Below are 17,636 nucleotides of genomic sequence, written 5' to 3'. Positions count from 1 at the left end.
TCGTGGATAAACAACGTTACCGATGCATTATGACAGATTTAGTTTGCTTGCAACCTAAAAATGATATCGATACCATTTTAGTGACATCGATAACATTTTAATTGACATCGATATCATTTCTTGATTCAATGGATTGCCTTTTTCAGTGCAACACGGCACCAAACCGGTGCACGGGCAAGCAAGCTGCAAGGCAGCACGCAAGGCTAAAGACCAGGGACAGCACGATGTTCGGCGGCCGCGCAAGGGGCGGCCGGCTGGTCCGGGAGACGGATTTTCACACCATAAGAAGAGAGTAAAACGATGAAAAGTCAGAAGCAGTTCCTGCTGTCCTCGATCGGACTGGCAGTCCTCACCCTGGTCAGCCAGGCCCAGGCAGCCGGCCAGCAGCCCGGGACGCCAGCCACCGCCGCTGCCCAGCAAGGCGTACAGGCTGAAATCCAGCAGGTCGTCGTGACCGGTACCGCGTCGGCATCGGGCACGCGCAAGATCGACACCAGCTTCTCGATCACCACCGCCACCGAGGAACAGCTCAAGTCGGCCTCGCCTAGCAGCACCGCGGACGTGCTCAAGCTGGTGCCGGGCGTGTATGCGGAATCGACCGGCGGGCAGTCGGGCGCCAACGTCGAAGTGCGCGGCTTCCCGTCGGGCAGCGATTCGCCCTTCGTCTCGGTGCAGCTGAACGGCAACCCGATCTACCCAGTTCCAGTGCTGTCGTTCTTCGAAGGCACCTCGGCCTTCCGCCTGGACGACACCATCGAGCGCGTCGAAGTGCTGCGCGGCGGCCCGAGCACCATTTATTCGGTGGGCCAGCCAGGCGCCACCATGAACTTCATCCTGAAAAAAGGCAGCGACACGCCTGAACGCACCCTCCGCTTTACCGCCGGCACCGGCGACCTGCGCCGAGTCGACGGCTTCTTCGGCGGCAAGATCGCCGATGGCTGGTACGGCACCGTCGGCGGCTTCGTGCGCGAATCGCACGGCGTGCGCGACCCGCAATTCAAGGCCGACGACGGCCACCAGCTGACCGCGTCCCTCACCCGTACGCTCGACGGCGGCGAAGTGACCGCCTACGTGCGCACGACCAAGGACAAGAACGCCTTCTACACCGGCGTGCCGCTGATCTCGTCGAACAATGGCCGCACCATCACCGAATTCCCGGGCTTCGACCCGCTGACCGGCACCCTGATGAGCGAAGAGATGCGCATCTTCACCATCGACGCAGCGCCGGGCAAGACCCTGACGCGCGACCTGGCCGACGGACGCGGCATGGACGCTACCGTCTTCGGCCTCAACTACGAGCAAAAGATCGGCGGCTGGGACCTGTCGAACAAGGCCAACTACTTCGACGGCGACCTGAACACGATCTCCATGTTCACCGGTAACAACCCGGTCAGTGCCGCCGCCTACCTGGCCACCGCCAACGCCAACCACAACCCGGGCGCTGCCGCCGGCTCGGGCACCATGACCTATGTGAAGGGCGGCACCGTCGCACCTGACCAGCAGGTAGTGCAGGCCGGCCTGTGGTCGGTGGAGAAGCAGCTCAAGTCGTTCACCAACGAGTTCCGCGCCAGCCGTGAGCTGATCAAGAACCACACGTTTACCGCCGGCATCTACCACGCGAACTACAAGTCGAACGACGAGTGGTACCTGGGTAACAGCCACCTGATGACCGCCACCCCGAACGCCAGCCTGATCGACGTGCGCCTGAACAACGGCGTGATCGTGTCGAACCGCGGCGTCGACGGCAACGTGTTCTACGCGCCGACCGCGTCCTACAAGGGCGACAACACGGCCGTGTTCATCGCCGACGAGTTCAAGGTCAACGAGCGCATCAAGCTGGACGTCGGCGCGCGCCGTGAAAAGCAGAGCCTGCACGCGTCGATCTCGAACCTGAAATCGGGTGACACGGACAACAATCCGCTGACCGTCTACAACAACGGCACCTCGATGACGACCGGTACCTTCACGCAGCTGGACCGCGACGACAGCGTCAATTCGTTCACCGCCGGCGCGCTGTTCAAGCTGTCCGAGAACGCCAGCCTGTTCGCCCGCGCCAACAAGGGCCACACCTTCATCTTCTTCGACGACATGCGCAACGCCGGTACGCAGGCCGCGCTGAACGACCGCAACGGCGTGCCGACGCCGGAAGTGTCGCAGTATGAAGTGGGCTTCAAGACGGCGACCCCGCTGTACAGCGCCTACATCAACGCCTTCTTCACCGACTTCAGCGGCATCTCGTTCCAGCAGATCACCACCGATGCGGTGCTCAATTCGGTCAGCGGCTCGAAAGGCCACGGCGTCGAGTTCGAACTGGCGGTGCGCCCGATCACCAACCTGCAAGTCACCCTCACCGGCAACTACCAGAAATCGGAGTACAAGGACAACCCGGCCATCTCCGGCAACGACGTGCAGCGCCAGCCCCAGCTGCAGTTCCGCCTGACCCCGAGCTACCGCATCCCGCTCGGCGACAACGCGCTCAAGTTGTACGCCACTTACACCCATATCGGCGACCGCTGGGCCGACCAGGCCAACCTGTCCTACCTGCCGTCCTACAAGACCTTCGACGCCGGCGTGCTGGCAACGGTGGGCGATCACTGGGAGTTCCGTGTCGCGGGCACCAACCTGTCCAACGAGCTTGGCCTGACCGAGGGTAATTCGCGCCTCACCGGCGCCCAGAGCAGCGGCCCGATCAACGCCCGTCCGATTTTCGGCCGCGCTGTTGAAGCATCGGTGATGTACCGCTTCTAAACAGTCGTTAAAAGTCCTCCCGTTCCAAGGGTTGGGGCAAGGCTAAGCGCCTTGCCCTTTTTTTCACCTTCGTTTTTTTTCAACATGCACTCTGACCTGATCATGCACGCGACACCGTCCGTCGACCGTCCATCCCTGCTGGCCGATATCGGCGGCACCAATGCCCGCTTTGCGCTCGAAACCGCGCCCGGCCGGTTCGACTGCGTGCGCGTGCTGCCGTGCACACGCTATCCGACCTTGCAGGATGCGATGCGCAGCTACCTGGCCGATCCTGCCGTCGCCGCGCACGGAATGCCGGAAGCCGCGGCGATCGCGGTCGCCAATCCGGTCAACGGCGACCTGGTCCGCATGACCAACCACCACTGGCAGTTCTCGATCGAGGCGGTGCGGCAGGAGTTCGGCCTGGCGCGCCTCGGCGTCATCAACGATTTCAAGGCGCTGGCGCTGGCCCTGCCCTTGCTGGGACCGGAGCACAAGCGCCAGGTCGGCGGCGGCGTTGCTGCCTCCGGCGTGATCGGCCTGCTCGGCGCCGGCACCGGGCTGGGCGTCTCTGGACTGGTGCCTTCGGGCGACGGCTGGAACGCGCTCGACAGCGAGGGCGGCCACGCCACCTTCTCCCCTGCCAATGAACGCGAAATCGACGTGCTGCGCTTCGCGTGGAAGGCGTTCCCGCACGTATCGGCGGAGCGGCTGATGTCGGGCGGCGGGCTCGAACTGGTGTACCGCGCGCTGGCCGCGCGCGCCGGCCACCCGGCATCGCGTCCTGCCGCCGAAATCATCGCACTGGCGCTGGATGGCACCTGCGAATTATGCGTTGAAACCGTGGAATGCTTCTGCGAGATGCTCGGCACCGTCGCCGCCAACCTCGCGGTGACCTTGGGCGCGATGGGCGGCATCTACATCGGCGGCGGCATCGTGCCGCGCCTTGGCGCCGCATTCGATGCGTCCGGCTTTCGCCGCCGCTTCGAGGAAAAGGGCCGCTTCGCCGCCTACCTCAGCAGGATCCCGACCTACGTCATCACCGCCGACTATCCCTGCTTCCCGGGCGTGGCCGCATGGCTGCGCGAGACGCGGGCGACAACTGCTGCCTAACTTGCAATGAGGCGTTGACGATCCAAATGAGAATAGTTATTATTCGCAATAACGAATTTTAATAATAACGATCCAATGCCACCTTCTCCCCCCTCCGCACTGCCCGGCGCCGGCCGCGCCGTGTGGCTCAAGACGCTCCACCAATGGCACTGGATCAGCGCCTCGCTGTGCCTGCTCGGCATGCTGATGTTCAGCGTGACCGGCTTCACCCTCAACCACGCCACCCAGATCGAATCGAAGCCGCAGGTCAGCAACCGCAAGGCCACCTTGCCGGCGCCGCTGCACGCGCGCATGGCGAAGAGCGCAGAACAACATGCCGACGACAGCGCCCCGCTGCCGCCCGCCGTCGAAGGCTGGGTGCGCAGCACCTTCGGCATCGACGTCGCCGGCATCGAGGCCGAGTGGAGCCCCGAGGATGCTTACGTGCCGCTGCCGCGCCCCGGCGGCGACGCCTGGCTGCGCATCGGCATCGACGGCGCCGCCGAATACGAGACGACCTCCCGCGGCGCGATCTCCTGGCTCAACGACCTGCACAAGGGCCGCAACACCGGCCCGGTGTGGAGCTGGTTCATCGACATCTTCGCGATCGCCTCCCTGGTGTTTTCGATTACCGGTTTCCTGATCCTCAAGCTGCACGCCGCCAACCGCCCCGCGACCTGGCCGGTGGTCGGTTTCGGCATCGTCGCCCCTGTTCTGATCGCCCTCCTTTTCATCCACTAGACCTCGCTCCATGAAACTACAACACACGCTGGCGTTAACCCTTCCGATGCTCAGTAGCTGGGCGGTCGCCGCCGACCTCACCGTCAAGTTCGAGATCCCGCAGCTGAACGTGGCCGAATACCACCGTCCTTACGTCGCCATCTGGCTCGAGCGCGCCGACCAGAGCGTCGCCGCCAACATGGCCGTGCTGTACGACGTCAAGAAGAAGGACAACGGCGGCACCAAGTGGGTCAAGGACTTGCGCACGTGGTGGCGCAAGGCCGGCCGCGAACTGGAACTGCCGATGGACGGCGTCTCGGGCGCCACCCGCGCCAGCGGCGCGCAGAGCATGAGCTTCGGCCCGGCGCGCACGCAAATCGACAAGCTGCCGGCCGGCGACTACAAGCTGGTGATCGAGGCCGCGCGCGAAGCCGGCGGCCGCGAGCTGGTACGCATTCCGTTCACGCTGCCGGCCAAGCCGGGCCAAGTGCTGAGCGCGAGCGGCAAGGAAGAACTGGGCGCGGTCAGCCTTACGGTCAGCAAATAAACGGAGCCAGAAATGAACCATACTAAAAACGTCCTGCTGGCCGCCGTACTGGCCACCCTGTCGCTGCAAGCCAGCGCACACCGTCCTTGGCTGATGCCTTCCCTGACCCAGGTCGACGGCAAGGAGCCGGTCGTGATCATCGACGGCGCCGTTTCCGAAGAACTGTTCGAGTTCGATCACATCGCCCTCAAGTTCGACGGCGCCGTGGTGACCGACCCCGATGGCGTGGTGACGCCTGCGCCGCAAGCGGCCAGCCTGAAGTCGCGCAGCAGCTTCGACCTGAAGCTGCCGAAGCCGGGCACGTACAAGGTCAGCATGGCCAGCAAGAACATGATGGCAAGCTGGAAGGAAGGCAGCGAGACGCGCCGCTGGCGCGGGCCGGAAGAAGCGTTCGCCAAGCAGGTGCCGGCCAATGCCCAGGACCTCCAGACCACCATCACGCAGACGCGCATGGAAACCTTCATCACCGCGACCAAGCCGAGCAACGGCGCGCTCAAGCCAAGCGGCAGCGGCCTGGAGATGGTGCCGGTCACGCATCCGAACGAACTGCGCGCCGGCGAGACCGCCAAATGGCGCTTCACCCTCGACGGCAAAGCGCTGGCGAACTTCCCGTTCTCGCTGGTGCCGGGCGGCGTTCGCCATCGCGGCGTGCTGGGCGAGATCCGTTTGAGTACCGACGCCAACGGCGAAGCCACCGTGCAGTTGCCGGCCGGCGGCATGTACTGGATGAGCGCGAGCTACCCGGCCGGACTGGCCAAGGGCGAGTCGCCGAAAGGCCCGAACCCGCGCCGCTACTCGTACTCGGCAACGCTCGAAGTGCTGCCGGAATAAGCATGCGCCGTGTACTGGTACCGCTCACCCTCCGCGAGGGCGAGCCGCTTGAGGGCCGCATCGCCACCATGGGCGGCACGTCGATGGGCACCTCATGGTCGGCGAAAGCGGTGCTGGCCGATGGCTTCGATACCGTGCTGGCGCAGCGCCTGCAGAACGCGCTCGACGACGTCGTGGCGCAAATGAGCCATTGGGAAGCCGGGTCCAACCTCGGCCTCTACAATCGCGCCGACGCCGGCAGCTGGCACCTGCTGCCGGCGGCCTTCGCGCGCGTGATGGCGTACGCGCTGTGGGTGCGCGGCGCCAGCACCGGCGCCTACGATCCCTGTGCCGGCGCGCTGGTCAACCTGTGGGGCTTCGGCGCCCGGCGCCGTTACGACCAGCCGGAATTCCACGTCCCGACCGAATTCGCGATCCGCGCCGTGCTGGCGCGTACCGATGGCGCGCGCGTGCGCTTCGACCCTGTGACCCGCCGCATGCTGCAGCCCGGCGGCGTCGAACTCGACCTGTCCGCCGTCGCCAAAGGCTTCGCGGTGGACCAAATGGCGCGCACGCTGGAAGCGGCCGGGGTGCGCGACTACCTGGTCGAAGCAGGAGGCGAGCTGCGCGGCGCCGGTGTCAAGCCCGACGGCCATCCATGGTGGGTTGAGCTGGAAGGCGTGCCGGGCGAGGACAGCGGCGAGGCCACGGTGGCCGCGCTGCACGGCCTGTCGGTCGCCACGTCGGGCGACTACCGCCGCCACTTCCGCCACGGCGACATGCGCGCGTCGCACACCCTCGATCCGCGCACCGGCTACCCGATCGGCAACCGCGTCGCATCGGTCACGGTGCTGCATCCCGAGTGCATGGCGGCCGATGCCCTGTCCACCGCGCTGTCGGTTCTGGGCCCGGAAGAAGGCCTGGCCTTCGCCGAACGGCACCAGCTGGCGGCGCGCTTCCTGCTGCGCGCACCGGGCAAGCTGGAAGAACTTGCCTCAAGCGCGTTCCGCGCGATGCTGCAATGATCACCATCGACCCTGGCCGCATCGCGGCGGCCGCCCTGCTGCTGTCGGCATATGCCGGCATGTGCGCGACCATCGTCCGTTCGATGCGACGCCGCGGCGCCGCATCATCCGGCGCGCGCGGCGACTGGCTGGTGGCCTACGCCAGCCAGACCGGCACCGGCGAATACCTGGCCGGCCAGACCGTGGCCACCTTGCGCGCCGCTGGCCTGGAGGCCAGCGGCGCCAGCATCGACACCCTCGCAGCGGATGTGCTGACCAACGGCTGCCGCATCCTGTTCATCGCCAGCACCTACGGCGAAGGCGATGCGCCGGATAGCGCGGCGCGCTTTACCAGCAAACTCGCCGCCGGCGGCGCGCCGCTCGGCCAGCTGCACTACGCGGTACTGGCGCTGGGCGACAGCACCTACGCCAACTACTGCGGCTTCGGCCGCTGGCTCGACGACGCACTCAAGGCGCGCGGCGCGCAGCCGCTGTTCGAGCGTATCGAGATTGACCGCGGCGCCGGCATCGATGCCTGGCAGCGCCAGCTCAGCCACCTGGCCGGCACCGCCGACGCCCCCGACTGGAACGCGCCGTCCTACGAATCCTGGCGCATCGAATCGCGCCAGCTGCTGAACCCCGGCAGCGCCGGCGCGCCGGTCTACCTGCTGTCCCTGGTTCCTTCAGGCGGCCCGCTACCCGCGTGGGAAGCCGGCGACCTGGTGCAGGTCAGCCCACCGCCCGACCCTGGCCAGCCGCGCGAATATTCGATCGCTTCGGTGCCAGCCGATGGCCGCCTCGAACTGCTGGTGCGCCTGCACGTGCACGAGGACGGCAGCCGCGGCGCGGCCTCGGGCTGGCTGTGCGAAGGCGCGACCAGCGCCGACACCATCGCCCTGCGGGTGCGCCAGCACACGCGCTTCCGGCTCGGCGCCAACGCCAGCCGGCCGCTGATCCTGATCGGCAACGGCACCGGCATCGCCGGCCTGCGCTCGCACCTGCGCGCGCGCATCGCCCTCGGGAACAAGCGCAACTGGCTGCTGTTCGGCGAACGCAATGCCGCCACCGACAATTTCTTCGGCGCCGAGATCGCAGGCTGGCATCGCGACGGCCTGGTCGAACGGGTCAATTTCGCCTTCTCGCGCGACGACGGCGGACCGCGCTACGTGCAGGACACCCTGGCGCTGCGGGCCCACCAGGTCGGCGCGTGGGTCGACCAGGGCGCGGCGATCTATGTCTGCGGCAGCCTGCAGGGCATGGCCGCCGGCGTCAACACGGTGCTGGCGGACGCCCTCGGCGCCGAACGGCTCCAAGCGCTCGCCGCCGAAGGCCGCTACCAGCGCGACGTATACTAAACGCAACACCCATGAATGCGATTGATAACGATTCTCATTTACAGGTTGAGCGCCCTTGATTACAATTCGCCATCAGTAGTCCTGACCATCGCAAGCCAGCTGTAGCCGGGCTCTTCCGAGTTCGTGTTGCCCAGTAGCCAGCGCCATATAACCGAAGAAAAGAATCCATGGCCACCATCAAAAGCCGCAAGCACGCGAACCGTTTCAACCTTCAGGTCAACGCAACCCTGGCCGCCATGCTGCTGCCGGTTGCCGCCCACGCCGGCAACCCGCCCGACAGCCCGAATCACAAGCCGCACCACGCGCACGCGATGCCCGAAGTGACGATCACCGGCACCGCCGAAAACGACTTCAAGGCAGACAAAGCGTCGTCGCCGAAGTACACCGAGCAGCTGGTCAACACCGCGCAGACGATCACCGTCATCAAGAAGGAGCTGATCCAGCAGCAAGGCGCTGTGACCCTGACTGAAGCGCTGCGCAACACCCCTGGCGTCGGCACCTTCTTCCTCGGCGAGAACGGCAACACCAACACCGGCGACTCGATCTACATGCGCGGCTTCGACTCCTCGACCAGCATCTACGTCGACGGCGTGCGCGACATCGGCTCGGTCTCGCGCGATGTCTTCAACATCGAACAGATCGACGTGCTGAAGGGCCCGGCCGGTACCGACAATGGCCGCGCCTCCCCTACCGGCTCGGTCAACCTGGTCTCGAAGCAGGCGTCGATGGAAGACTCGGTCAGCGGCACGGTCACGGCCGGCACCGGCAGCGTCAAGCGCGCCACCGCGGACCTGAACACCGTGATCAATGAACGCAGCGGCAGCGCGTTCCGCCTGAACGTGATGGCGCAGGACAGCGGCAACCCTGCCCGCGACATCGTCAACAACAAGCGCTGGGCGATCGCGCCATCGTTCGCGTTCGGCCTGAACGGCCCGACCCGCGCCTACGTGAACTTCCTGCACGTCGACCAGGACAACACGCCCGACGGCGGCGTGCCGACGGTCGGCCTGCCAGGCTACTCCAGCCCTGACCCGAAACGCCCGTTCCTGACCAACGCCGCGCCGGTCGACCCGGACGGCTTCTACGGTTCGGCGACCGACTACGACAAGGTCAAGGCGGACATGCTGACCTTCAAGCTCGAACACGATTTCGGCCGCGGCGTGAAGCTGCACAACACCGCCCGCTACGGCAAGACCCAGCAGGACTACCTGCTGACGGCCTTCACGGGCACCACCGCCAACCTGGTCACGCCAGACCCGGCCAACCCGGCCGGCTGGACCCTGGCGCGTACCAACCGCACCGTCAAGGACCAGACCAACGAAATCCTGACCAACCAGACCGCGGTGACCCTGGACTTCGGCCGCGGCCCAGTCAAGCACACCGTTGTCGCCGGCCTTGAGCTGGCCAACGAAAAGCAGAAGAACGTCGGCTACGCCGGCCTCGGCACCCTGGCTGCGGCGCCGCTGTATGCACCCAACCCGTTCCTGCCGGTCGCCGGCCTGGCCCCGGTACGCAACGGCGTGCGCAGCGACGCCACCGTCAACACGCAAAGCCTGTATGCGTTCGACACGCTGCACCTCGGCGACAAGTGGATCATCAACGCCGGCGTGCGCGCCGACCACTTCGACATCGGCTACAACGCCATCGCGCTGTCGACCGCAACGACGCACCCTGCCCTGCCGGTCGGCACCCTGGTCCCGGTCGCGCTCGACGTGACCGACACGCTGGTCAACGGCAAGGTGTCGGCGCTGTACAAGCCAACGCCGCAGAGCAGCGTGTACGCACTGGTCGCCACGTCCAAGCAGCCGCCTGGCACCAACCTGGTGCTGTCGACATCGGCGAGCAACGCATCGAACCCGCGCTTCGAACCGCAGGATTCGACCACCACCGAAGTCGGCGCCAAGTGGGACCTGTTGAAGAAAAAGCTGTCGCTGACGGCGGCGCTGTACCGCACCACGGTCAAGAACGAGGTCGAACAGGACCCGGTCGACCTGCAGTACTACCAGACCGGCCGCAAGCAGGTGCAGGGCGTCGAACTGGGCGTGACCGGAGAAGTGGCGCGCAACTGGCTGGCCAACGCCGGCTACACCCGGATGGACACTGAAGTCGAATCGGGCAAGGTCGTCACCGCCAGCGGCATCAACAACCTGAGCTACACGCCGAAGCAGGCTTTCACCGCGTGGACCTCGTACACCCTGCCGATGGGCCTGAAACTGGGCGGCGGCGCGCGCTTCGTCGACAAGCTGCTGCGCGGCACCGATGGCGCGGTCGGCACCCCGGCGTTTGCCGATTCCTACTGGGTGTTCGATGCGATGGCGTCGTACAACGTCAGCAAGAACGTCGAGCTCCAGCTGAACGTGTACAACCTCGGCGACGAGCAGTACATTGCGGCGATCAACAAGAGCGGCTATCGTTACACGCCAGGCGCGCCGCGTTCGGCCAGCCTGACCGCCAACATCCGCTTCTAGGAGACCGCCCCGCCATGATGCTCCACATCCCAGCCGTACTCACGCGCGATCAGGTAGCAACGATGCGCGCCCAGCTCGACCAGTCCGGCTGGGTGGATGGCCGCGCGACGGTGGGGCCGCAGGGCGCGCAGGTCAAGCACAACCGGCAGTTGCCCGAAGCCTCCCCGCTTGCGCGGGAGCTTGGGCAGGTGGTGCTGGCGGCACTGGCGGCGAACCCGATGTTCTTCGCCGCCGCGCTGCCGCTGCGCATCGTGCCGCCGCTGTTCAACCGCTACGGCGTGGGCGAGGAATACGGCGCCCATGTCGACGGCGCGGTGCGCCAGGTTCCCGGCAGCCCGCTGCCGCTGCGCACCGACGTGTCGGCGACCCTGTTCCTGTCCGAGCCTGAGGAGTACGACGGCGGCGAGCTGCTGGTCATGGATACCTACGGCGCGCACGAGGTCAAGCTGGCCGCGGGCGACCTGGTGGTGTATCCGTCGTCCAGCGTGCACAAGGTCGAACCTGTGACGCGCGGCGAACGCATCTGCTCATTCTTCTGGGTGCAAAGCATGGTGCGCGACGATGCGCGCCGCAGCATGCTGCTCGACCTCGACCAGAACATCCAGCGCCTGCGCGCACGCCTCGGCGACTGCGAGGAACTGGTCGGACTCACCTCGCACTACCACAACCTGCTGCGCCAGTGGGCCGAGACCTGAGCCGGCGCGCTTAATGCGCCTGGGCGCCGGCGCCCGCACCCTGCACGGGCTGGCCGATGCCAGCCATGCGGCGGCATTCGTCGGCACAGCGGCGGCAAGCCTGCGCGCACTCCTGGCAGTGGGCCATCGGGTGTTTTGAGCACTCATCGGCGCAGCTGTCGCACACATCCGCACACATCTGGCACACCGCCACTGCAAACTCGCTCGAGCGCGCCATGTAGGACGCGGCCATGCGGCACAGCTGCCCACAGTCCATGTCCAGCGCAATGCACTGCGCCATCATGTTGACGTTCTCTTCCTGCAAGCACGACGCGACACAGAAGTCGCAGGCATCGGCACAGGCGTCGCATGCGTCCATGCACGATTGATACTGTCGTTGGGCCATCTCGCTCCCCCTCGTTGATGCGCGCACCGCGCGGGTCATACTGATATGACCTGAAGCCGGTGGCGCAAGTTCGGCCGGGCTCCCTAGACATTCTCGTCTAGATCATTTATTCTAGATTCCATGAACAGTCCCGCTCCCGTACCGAAGCCCACCGCCGCCGAGCTCGAGATGCTGCGGCTGCTGTGGCAGCTCGGCCCGGCCACCGCGCGCCAGGTCCACGAAGCGGCCGTCGCCGCCCGCCCCGACATGGCGTACGCGAACGTGCTGCGCCTGCTGCAGATGATGCACACCAAGGGCTTGCTGGTGCGCGACGAAAGCCAGCGCGCCCATGTCTACTCGCCGGCCCAGCCGCAGGACACCTGGCAGACCAGCCTGATCAAGGACCTCATCAACAAGGCCTTCGCCGGGTCCGGCAAGGAGCTGATCCTGGCCGCACTGCGCGGCCACGTCAGCGAACGCGAACGGGCCGAAATCCAGTCGATCCTCGACCGCGAAAAGTGAAGCCCCGCCCTGCCCCAACCGCCGCGCCGGCAGATCCGGAGCCGCGCCCCCCGCACCAGCCCGCGCTGGAAGACTGCTGCCTGAGCGGCTGCTCGCCGTGCATCTTCGACCTGTACGAGGACGCGCTGGAACGCTACCGCACCGAGATGGCGGCGTGGCGGCTGCGCCATCCGGAGGCTCCCCCGCACGCCTGACTCAGGGTATTGGCACGTTTATTTGCAATATGTAAAGATAACGCAATACAGGTCAGGCCGATGCGCTGGGAAGGAACGACATGTTTGAAATGGAATATCCTTGGTGGGAGTTCATCGCGCGCGGCGCCATCGTGTACCTGGTGCTGCTGGTCATGGTGAGGGTCTCGGGCCGCCGCACGGTCGGCCAGTTCACCCCGTTCGACCTGCTGGTGGTGATGCTGCTGAGCGAATCGGTGTCGAACGCGCTCACCGGGGGCGACCATTCGATCGGCGGCGGCCTGATCGTGGCGGCGGTGCTGGTCGCACTCAACATACTGATGGCCTTCCTGTCCTCGCACAGCGAGAGGATGGCGAAGGTACTCGACGGCTCGGCGGTCCTGTTGGGCCGCAACGGCGCCCTGTTTGAAGAGGTCATCAAGAAATGCCGCTTGTCGGACGAAGAAGTGCAGGAGTCGATGCGCGAGTGCGACTGCAAGCTCGACGAAATGGAATACATGTTCCTCGAAGCGGACGGCCGCATCACGGTGCAGAAGAAGCGTCCGTCCTGACCCCGCCGGGCTGGGCCATGCTGGCGATGGGCATCGGTGCGCTGGGATTGCGGGGCGGCGCAGGCGCACCGGATGCGCGTGCGGCCATCAAGCGGCGCCGCGTTGCCTTAGCAGTGAGTCCCAGGCGGGAATCGCGGCCTGCCAGAACTGGCTGACGGTCGCTGCGGGAATGGGCTGCAGTCCCAGGAACGCGGCGGCGTCCTGCAATACGGCCAGCGCGGCAGGCTCGTCGCCGGGCGCAACGGCGACCGCGCCGGTCTGCTTGGACAGCTTCTCGCCCTGCGCGTTGCGCACCACCGGCACGTGCAGGTAGCGCGGGGTCGGCACGCCGAGCAGGCCTTGCAGGTAGATCTGGCGCGCGGTGGAATCGATCAGGTCGGTGCCGCGCACGACATCGGTCACGCCCTGTTCGGCGTCGTCGACGACGACGCCGAGCTGGTAGGCCCAGAAGCCGTCGGCGCGCTTGAGGACGAAGTCGCCCGATTCGGTGGCGAGGTGCTGGGTGACGATGCCGGCAAACCGGTCGGTAAACGAGATGGCCTCGCCTGCCTGGCCGGCGTCGGGTACGCGCACGCGCAGGCTGCGCGCGGTGCGCCCTTCGGCCAGTCCGGCGCGGCAGGTGCCCGGATAGATCGCCGAGCCATCCGGCGCGACGCCGAGGCGCGAGTCGGCGATTTCGCGGCGGTTGCAGCCGCAGCCGAAAGTGTGCGCGGATAATTTGTCGGCGGCGGCCTGGTACAGCGGCTTGCGCGTGCTTTGCCAGGCCACCTCGCCGTCCGGGTGCATGCCGAGCGCATCGAGCACCTGCAGGATGCCCTCGGCGGCGCCGGACACCGTGCGGCCTTCGTCGATGTCTTCGATGCGCACCAGCCAGCGGCCGTGGTGCGCGCGCGCATCGAGGTAGCTGGCGACCGCGGCCACCACCGATCCCGCGTGCAGCGGACCGGTTGGCGATGGCGCGAACCTGCCCGTATAAGTGCTGTGCATCGTTGCCGCTTACTTCGCGCCGGGGCGCGCTTCGTGGTCCTTGATGGTCTTGGTGACCTTGTCCGCCACGCTGTTCGGCACGGCGATCGACAGCTGGTAGTGCTGGATCTCGAAACCGTTGTCGGTTTTGCGGATCACGCCGCTGGCCTGGCATACGCCCATCTGCGTGTCGAGCAGCTCGTCGAACCAGATGAACTTCTGGTCTTCCGACATGTAGACGTTGCGCTTGGTGGCCTTGAAAGCCCAAGCCGACTTGCGCTCGAAGAAACGCCTTGCCCAGGTCTTGAATTCGTCGCGGTTCCACAGTTCGGTCTTGTCGGTGCCGATGTAGATACCGTCCTTTGCCATCTTGTCGAAGTAAGCAAGGCGCGCGTGCGCGGCGTCGTCGTGCCACTCGTCGATGAAGGCGTTGACCTGGGCGCGCGTATCGGCCGGGGTGGCAGGCGCCGCGAAGGCGGACAGGGCGAACAAGGCCAGGCAGGCCGACAGAATGAAGTTCTTCATATTTTCCCGTGTGGTGAGGCGCAGCGCGCCGTTCAAAACTGCGCTGGCGATTGTACACAATGGCGGCAGCGACGCATGAAAAAAGGCTGCCGCGGCAGCCTTTCTCCTGACGCGTTGCTTGCTTAGTTGTTGCAGCCCATGGTGGCGATGCGGTCGTAAGCGGCCTTCGCCCGGACCAGGCCATAGCCGTACTTGTCGTCGCGGCCCGCGGTGCCAAGGTCCTCAGCCGACTTGGCCAGCGTGTTGCGGATCTGCGCAGCGGTGCAGCTTGGGAAGTAGCTCCACACCAGGCCTGCGACGGCGGCGACGTGCGGCGTGGCCATCGAGGTGCCGTCGAAGTAAGCGTAGTTGCCAACCTTGACCGACACCGTCGCGTCCTGGCCCAGCTGGCCCAGCATCGCGGCGCCTTCAGCCAGCGATGCCGCCACCGATGGAATCGTGGTGACGGTGGTGCCCAAGGTTGGATTCAGGCTGCCTGCAACGTTGTTGTACAGGATCGCGCCAACGCCGCCGCTGGCTTCGCAGTTGGCGACCTTGACGCCAAACGGCAGGCCCGCGCCGCGCGAGATCAGGCAGACCTTGCCAGCCATCGCTGGATTGATCGCGCCGCCGAAGCCGAAGTCGGCCATTGGCGCGGTGACGGTCGCGTGTGGCGATCCGGTGACCGAGCCGACCGCATAGCTGCTTGCGCCCACGTTCAGCGACGACACCAGCGCGGTGCCCATCGGGACGGTCGACAGCACGCGTACGCCCGGCGCCGACAGTTCCACCTTCGGGTTGTAGTTCGAGAAGGTTGCCCAGCTCTTGTTGCTGTCGAGCGCGCCAACCGAGACGACGCTCTGGTAGCCGGCTGGCCAGCGTGGCGCGGTGGTGCCGGCATTGCTCGATGCGGCGACCGACAGGATGCCTTTGGCTGCCAGCGCGTCAAACGCGGCCTGTTCGGTGGCGCTAGGTTCAGGGCCGCTCAGCGACATGCTGATGATATTCGCCTTGGCGTCACCGCACTTGTTTGCTGCATCGGCGAGTTCCGACGAATAGGCCCAGCCATCGGCGCCGAACACCTTGACGATGTGCAGTTTCAGTTGCTGGTTAGGGATGACGCCGACCACGCCGATACCGCTGTTGTTGGCGGCGGCGATGGTGCCGGCCACATGGGTGCCGTGGCTGTTTTCATCGGTGTGCCACCAGCCTGTTCCCGGGTCGTACTCGCCCGTGACGGTGCCGTTGTTGTTCAGGTCTTCGTGGCTGCGGTCATAGCCCGAATCGATGATGCAGATCTTGCGGTTGCCCGACTTGGCCCCGCCGTTCGGCAGCTGGTCGGCCTGGGTCATGCTGATCCCGTATGGGACAAGCTGGCCAAGATAGTAATTCTTGCCCGATGCCGGGTTGGCGGCGGAGCTGCGTTCGGTGGCGCTGGTGTACTCGGCGCTCATCTCCATCGAAGGAAGGTAGCGTGGCGGGTCGATTTCGACGTACGCCACGTTCTTATCGGCGCGCAGCGTGTCGACCTGTTCCCCAGGCAGTTCGACAGACATTGCATTCATGCCGCGGATTTTGCGCTTCACGTTGCCGCGTGCGCGGATGACCGCTGCGCTGGCGTCGTTGTCGGCGCCAGCCTTGAAGCCGACGATGTACCGGACTGGCGGCGCGGCGCTAGCGGCGCTGGCAGCCATGCCGAGCACGGCGACGGAGCACAGCATGGCAAGGGTGCGTACTGGGAGTGCGGTAATTTTGCGTTTCATGTCTCGTCCAATATGGTTGTAGTGTTTAAATTAACTGGATTTGCAGCAGGCCGATGTACGCCGGATAAGCGTCACGAACTCAGCAAGAGTTGATGCTAAGTCTGCAGCATGGCAACGTCAACAACATTTGGTGCATTTTCCGATGATATTTTCACAAGTTGAGACACGACCGGATTATATTGACAATAACTGCAAAACCCGGCCTTTTATCCAAAGCGCCATCCATCAACGGCAGTTACCCAGCTGCCGCGCGGGCGACTATAATAGTCTGTCACTGTTATTGCTGAGCTAATGCGCCTTCTTCATTTTTCGTGGATGTTCGGACTGGTAATGGCCGCTGGAAACGCCGCCGCTGAATGCGCGCCGCTGCGCCTGGGCTACGTCGACCAGCATCGGCCGCCGTACTTCCTGGGCAGCGGCACCGCGGAAGCGACCCCGGCGGGCGCGAGCGTCGACATGATCCGTGAAGTCGCGGCGATTGCCGGCTGCCAGGTCATGGCGGTGCGCCTGCCGCCCGCGCGTTTGCGCAGTGCGCTCAAGGCCGGGACCATCGATATGATGTCGATTGAGGCGGTCGAATCCGACAAGGAACTTTATGCGTTGCCGCTCGATGCGGCGGGCAAGCTCGACGTGGGCAAGGCGCTGCGCGCGCACACCGTGGTGTTCGTGCGCGCAAGCGACACCGCGCTGCGCAACATCGACCCGGCGCGCGACTTCGGCCAGCGCTGGCTGGGCAGCAACTTCGGCGCGCCACTGGTGGCGCCGCTGCGCAAGCAAGGCTTCCGCGTCGACGACGGCGCGCTCGATACCGAACGCAATTTCGAAAAACTGTTGCGCAACCGGATTGATGGCTATGCCATTTCAGTGTCTGCGCTGACGGACATGGACGGCTGGGTAGCGGCGAAATACGGCAACGCGGTGGTGCGGCTCGAGCGCCCGGTTCAGACCAGCAATATCTGGCTCGCGATCAGCAAGGACTATTACGCACGCAACCCGGCGCAGGTGACGACGATGTGGGACTGGGCGGCCGGGCATGGCCGCCAGCGCTTCGCGAAGATTGTCAGGAAATACGACAAGAGCTTGCAGGCGCCACACTAAAACCCGGACCAAAAAAAGCGAGCCGAAGCTTAATGCCGTTCAGTTAAGGTGATTTCTTAATGACGCGAACGGCGTAGCGCTTCGGTGTCGCTTTGACGGCCCGGTCGTATTTGCGATCGGGCCGTTCGTCATTCAGGAGGCTAACCAGCCTTTCGCGCAAATGCTTCATCGAGGCTGGTAGTTTTCCGTACGACCTGGTGACGGCAGCCCAGTGCAACTCAAACTGGATCAGGTGGAATGCACGGATGAAACTGACTTC

Annotated in this window: 17 protein-coding genes and 1 pseudogene; 13 read left to right on the top strand and 5 right to left on the bottom strand. The window is 65.5% G+C overall.

Annotated features, from left to right (window positions below; all coding sequences use genetic code 11):
* The first annotated feature begins 300 nt into the window (after positions 1–300).
* The 9 genes from HHL21_RS00085 (at position 301) to HHL21_RS00045 (ending at position 11,418) form a co-directional block, all read left to right on the top strand.
* A complete protein-coding gene (locus HHL21_RS00085; protein WP_169463227.1) occupies positions 301–2,748 on the top strand; it encodes a TonB-dependent receptor in 2,448 nt (815 codons plus the stop codon).
* 102 nt (positions 2,749–2,850) lie between these two features.
* Entirely contained in the window at positions 2,851–3,840 is a 990-nt protein-coding gene (locus tag HHL21_RS00080) for a glucokinase (RefSeq protein ID WP_169463226.1), read from the top strand.
* A gap of 75 nt (positions 3,841–3,915) precedes the next feature.
* Positions 3,916–4,560, top strand: coding sequence for a PepSY-associated TM helix domain-containing protein (locus HHL21_RS00075; RefSeq protein ID WP_169463225.1), 645 nt, complete (start codon positions 3,916–3,918; stop codon positions 4,558–4,560).
* Positions 4,561–4,570: 10 nt separating this feature from the next.
* Positions 4,571–5,086, top strand: a complete 516-nt coding sequence (locus HHL21_RS00070) for a DUF2271 domain-containing protein (RefSeq protein ID WP_169463224.1) — start codon at positions 4,571–4,573, stop codon at positions 5,084–5,086.
* A 12-nt stretch (positions 5,087–5,098) separates the two neighbouring features.
* The gene (locus tag HHL21_RS00065; RefSeq protein ID WP_169463222.1) at positions 5,099–5,917 is read left to right on the top strand and encodes a DUF4198 domain-containing protein; all 819 of its coding nucleotides are present in this window, start codon (positions 5,099–5,101) and stop codon (positions 5,915–5,917) included.
* A gap of 2 nt (positions 5,918–5,919) precedes the next feature.
* On the top strand, positions 5,920–6,921 hold the full coding sequence (locus HHL21_RS00060; protein WP_169463221.1) for an FAD:protein FMN transferase: 1,002 nt from the start codon (positions 5,920–5,922) through the stop codon (positions 6,919–6,921).
* On the top strand, positions 6,918–8,255 hold the full coding sequence (locus HHL21_RS00055) for a sulfite reductase subunit alpha (protein WP_169463219.1): 1,338 nt from the start codon (positions 6,918–6,920) through the stop codon (positions 8,253–8,255). Before HHL21_RS00060 ends, HHL21_RS00055 begins: the two co-directional genes overlap by 4 nt.
* 167 nt (positions 8,256–8,422) lie before the next feature.
* Positions 8,423–10,723, top strand: coding sequence for a catecholate siderophore receptor Fiu (locus HHL21_RS00050; protein ID WP_169463218.1), 2,301 nt, complete (start codon positions 8,423–8,425; stop codon positions 10,721–10,723).
* 14 nt (positions 10,724–10,737) lie between these two features.
* Entirely contained in the window at positions 10,738–11,418 is a 681-nt protein-coding gene (locus tag HHL21_RS00045) for a Fe2+-dependent dioxygenase (protein WP_169463217.1), read from the top strand.
* A gap of 10 nt (positions 11,419–11,428) precedes the next feature.
* Here the strand turns inward: HHL21_RS00045 and HHL21_RS00040 are convergent, their stop codons facing one another.
* Positions 11,429–11,803 carry a four-helix bundle copper-binding protein gene (locus tag HHL21_RS00040; protein WP_169463216.1) on the bottom strand — a complete coding sequence of 125 codons (375 nt, stop codon included), beginning with the start codon at positions 11,801–11,803 and terminating at the stop codon, positions 11,429–11,431.
* 120 nt (positions 11,804–11,923) lie between these two features.
* On the opposite strand from HHL21_RS00040, the gene HHL21_RS00035 reads away from it, so the two are divergent.
* The 3 genes from HHL21_RS00035 to HHL21_RS00025 all read left to right on the top strand — a co-directional run bounded on the left by HHL21_RS00035 (position 11,924) and on the right by HHL21_RS00025 (position 13,046).
* Positions 11,924–12,304 carry a BlaI/MecI/CopY family transcriptional regulator gene (locus HHL21_RS00035; protein ID WP_169463215.1) on the top strand — a complete coding sequence of 127 codons (381 nt, stop codon included), beginning with the start codon at positions 11,924–11,926 and terminating at the stop codon, positions 12,302–12,304.
* On the top strand, positions 12,301–12,498 hold the full coding sequence (locus HHL21_RS00030) for an oxidoreductase-like domain-containing protein (RefSeq protein WP_169463214.1): 198 nt from the start codon (positions 12,301–12,303) through the stop codon (positions 12,496–12,498). The genes HHL21_RS00035 and HHL21_RS00030 overlap by 4 nt, the downstream gene beginning before the upstream one ends.
* 80 nt (positions 12,499–12,578) lie before the next feature.
* Positions 12,579–13,046, top strand: a complete 468-nt coding sequence (locus tag HHL21_RS00025; RefSeq protein ID WP_169463213.1) for a DUF421 domain-containing protein — start codon at positions 12,579–12,581, stop codon at positions 13,044–13,046.
* Positions 13,047–13,133: 87 nt separating this feature from the next.
* Here the strand turns inward: HHL21_RS00025 and gluQRS are convergent, their stop codons facing one another.
* The 3 genes from gluQRS to HHL21_RS00010 all read right to left on the bottom strand — a co-directional run bounded on the left by gluQRS (position 13,134) and on the right by HHL21_RS00010 (position 16,279).
* Positions 13,134–14,033, bottom strand: a complete 900-nt coding sequence (gene gluQRS, locus HHL21_RS00020) for a tRNA glutamyl-Q(34) synthetase GluQRS (RefSeq protein ID WP_169463212.1) — start codon at positions 14,031–14,033, stop codon at positions 13,134–13,136.
* Positions 14,034–14,042: 9 nt separating this feature from the next.
* A complete protein-coding gene (locus HHL21_RS00015; protein ID WP_169463211.1) occupies positions 14,043–14,537 on the bottom strand; it encodes a nuclear transport factor 2 family protein in 495 nt (164 codons plus the stop codon).
* A gap of 122 nt (positions 14,538–14,659) precedes the next feature.
* Positions 14,660–16,279, bottom strand: a complete 1,620-nt coding sequence (locus HHL21_RS00010; RefSeq protein WP_169463210.1) for a S8 family serine peptidase — start codon at positions 16,277–16,279, stop codon at positions 14,660–14,662.
* A gap of 330 nt (positions 16,280–16,609) precedes the next feature.
* Here HHL21_RS00010 and HHL21_RS00005 point away from each other — a divergent pair, with 330 nt between their 5' ends.
* Positions 16,610–17,377: a substrate-binding periplasmic protein gene (locus HHL21_RS00005; RefSeq protein ID WP_169463209.1), complete on the top strand. Its 768-nt coding sequence runs from the start codon at positions 16,610–16,612 to the stop codon at positions 17,375–17,377.
* 43 nt (positions 17,378–17,420) lie between these two features.
* Here the strand turns inward: HHL21_RS00005 and HHL21_RS21330 are convergent.
* Positions 17,421–17,636 (bottom strand): annotated as a pseudogene (locus HHL21_RS21330) (IS4 family transposase); the annotation flags it as partial.

Origin of the sequence: Massilia polaris, from assembly GCF_012927275.1 — a bacterium.
Taxonomy (GTDB): domain Bacteria; phylum Pseudomonadota; class Gammaproteobacteria; order Burkholderiales; family Burkholderiaceae_D; genus Telluria_A; species Telluria_A polaris.
The sequence above is the reverse complement of the archived record's forward strand: the minus strand, read 5'-3'. Positions and strand labels throughout refer to the sequence as shown.

Excerpts from the sequence above, each read along its gene's own strand:
- HHL21_RS00085 (WP_169463227.1), top strand. The coding sequence starts at position 301 with ATGAAAAGTCAGAAGCAGTTCCTGCTGTCCTCGATCGGACTGGCAGTC.
- HHL21_RS00080 (WP_169463226.1), top strand. The coding sequence starts at position 2,851 with ATGCACGCGACACCGTCCGTCGACCGTCCATCCCTGCTGGCCGATATC.
- HHL21_RS00075 (WP_169463225.1), top strand. The coding sequence starts at position 3,916 with ATGCCACCTTCTCCCCCCTCCGCACTGCCCGGCGCCGGCCGCGCCGTG.
- HHL21_RS00070 (WP_169463224.1), top strand. The coding sequence starts at position 4,571 with ATGAAACTACAACACACGCTGGCGTTAACCCTTCCGATGCTCAGTAGC.
- HHL21_RS00065 (WP_169463222.1), top strand. The coding sequence starts at position 5,099 with ATGAACCATACTAAAAACGTCCTGCTGGCCGCCGTACTGGCCACCCTG.
- HHL21_RS00060 (WP_169463221.1), top strand. The coding sequence starts at position 5,920 with ATGCGCCGTGTACTGGTACCGCTCACCCTCCGCGAGGGCGAGCCGCTT.
- HHL21_RS00055 (WP_169463219.1), top strand. The coding sequence starts at position 6,918 with ATGATCACCATCGACCCTGGCCGCATCGCGGCGGCCGCCCTGCTGCTG.
- HHL21_RS00050 (WP_169463218.1), top strand. The coding sequence starts at position 8,423 with ATGGCCACCATCAAAAGCCGCAAGCACGCGAACCGTTTCAACCTTCAG.
- HHL21_RS00045 (WP_169463217.1), top strand. The coding sequence starts at position 10,738 with ATGATGCTCCACATCCCAGCCGTACTCACGCGCGATCAGGTAGCAACG.
- HHL21_RS00040 (WP_169463216.1), bottom strand. The coding sequence starts at position 11,803 with ATGGCCCAACGACAGTATCAATCGTGCATGGACGCATGCGACGCCTGT.
- HHL21_RS00035 (WP_169463215.1), top strand. The coding sequence starts at position 11,924 with ATGAACAGTCCCGCTCCCGTACCGAAGCCCACCGCCGCCGAGCTCGAG.
- HHL21_RS00025 (WP_169463213.1), top strand. The coding sequence starts at position 12,579 with ATGTTTGAAATGGAATATCCTTGGTGGGAGTTCATCGCGCGCGGCGCC.
- gluQRS (WP_169463212.1), bottom strand. The coding sequence starts at position 14,033 with ATGCACAGCACTTATACGGGCAGGTTCGCGCCATCGCCAACCGGTCCG.
- HHL21_RS00015 (WP_169463211.1), bottom strand. The coding sequence starts at position 14,537 with ATGAAGAACTTCATTCTGTCGGCCTGCCTGGCCTTGTTCGCCCTGTCC.
- HHL21_RS00010 (WP_169463210.1), bottom strand. The coding sequence starts at position 16,279 with ATGAAACGCAAAATTACCGCACTCCCAGTACGCACCCTTGCCATGCTG.
- HHL21_RS00005 (WP_169463209.1), top strand. The coding sequence starts at position 16,610 with ATGGCCGCTGGAAACGCCGCCGCTGAATGCGCGCCGCTGCGCCTGGGC.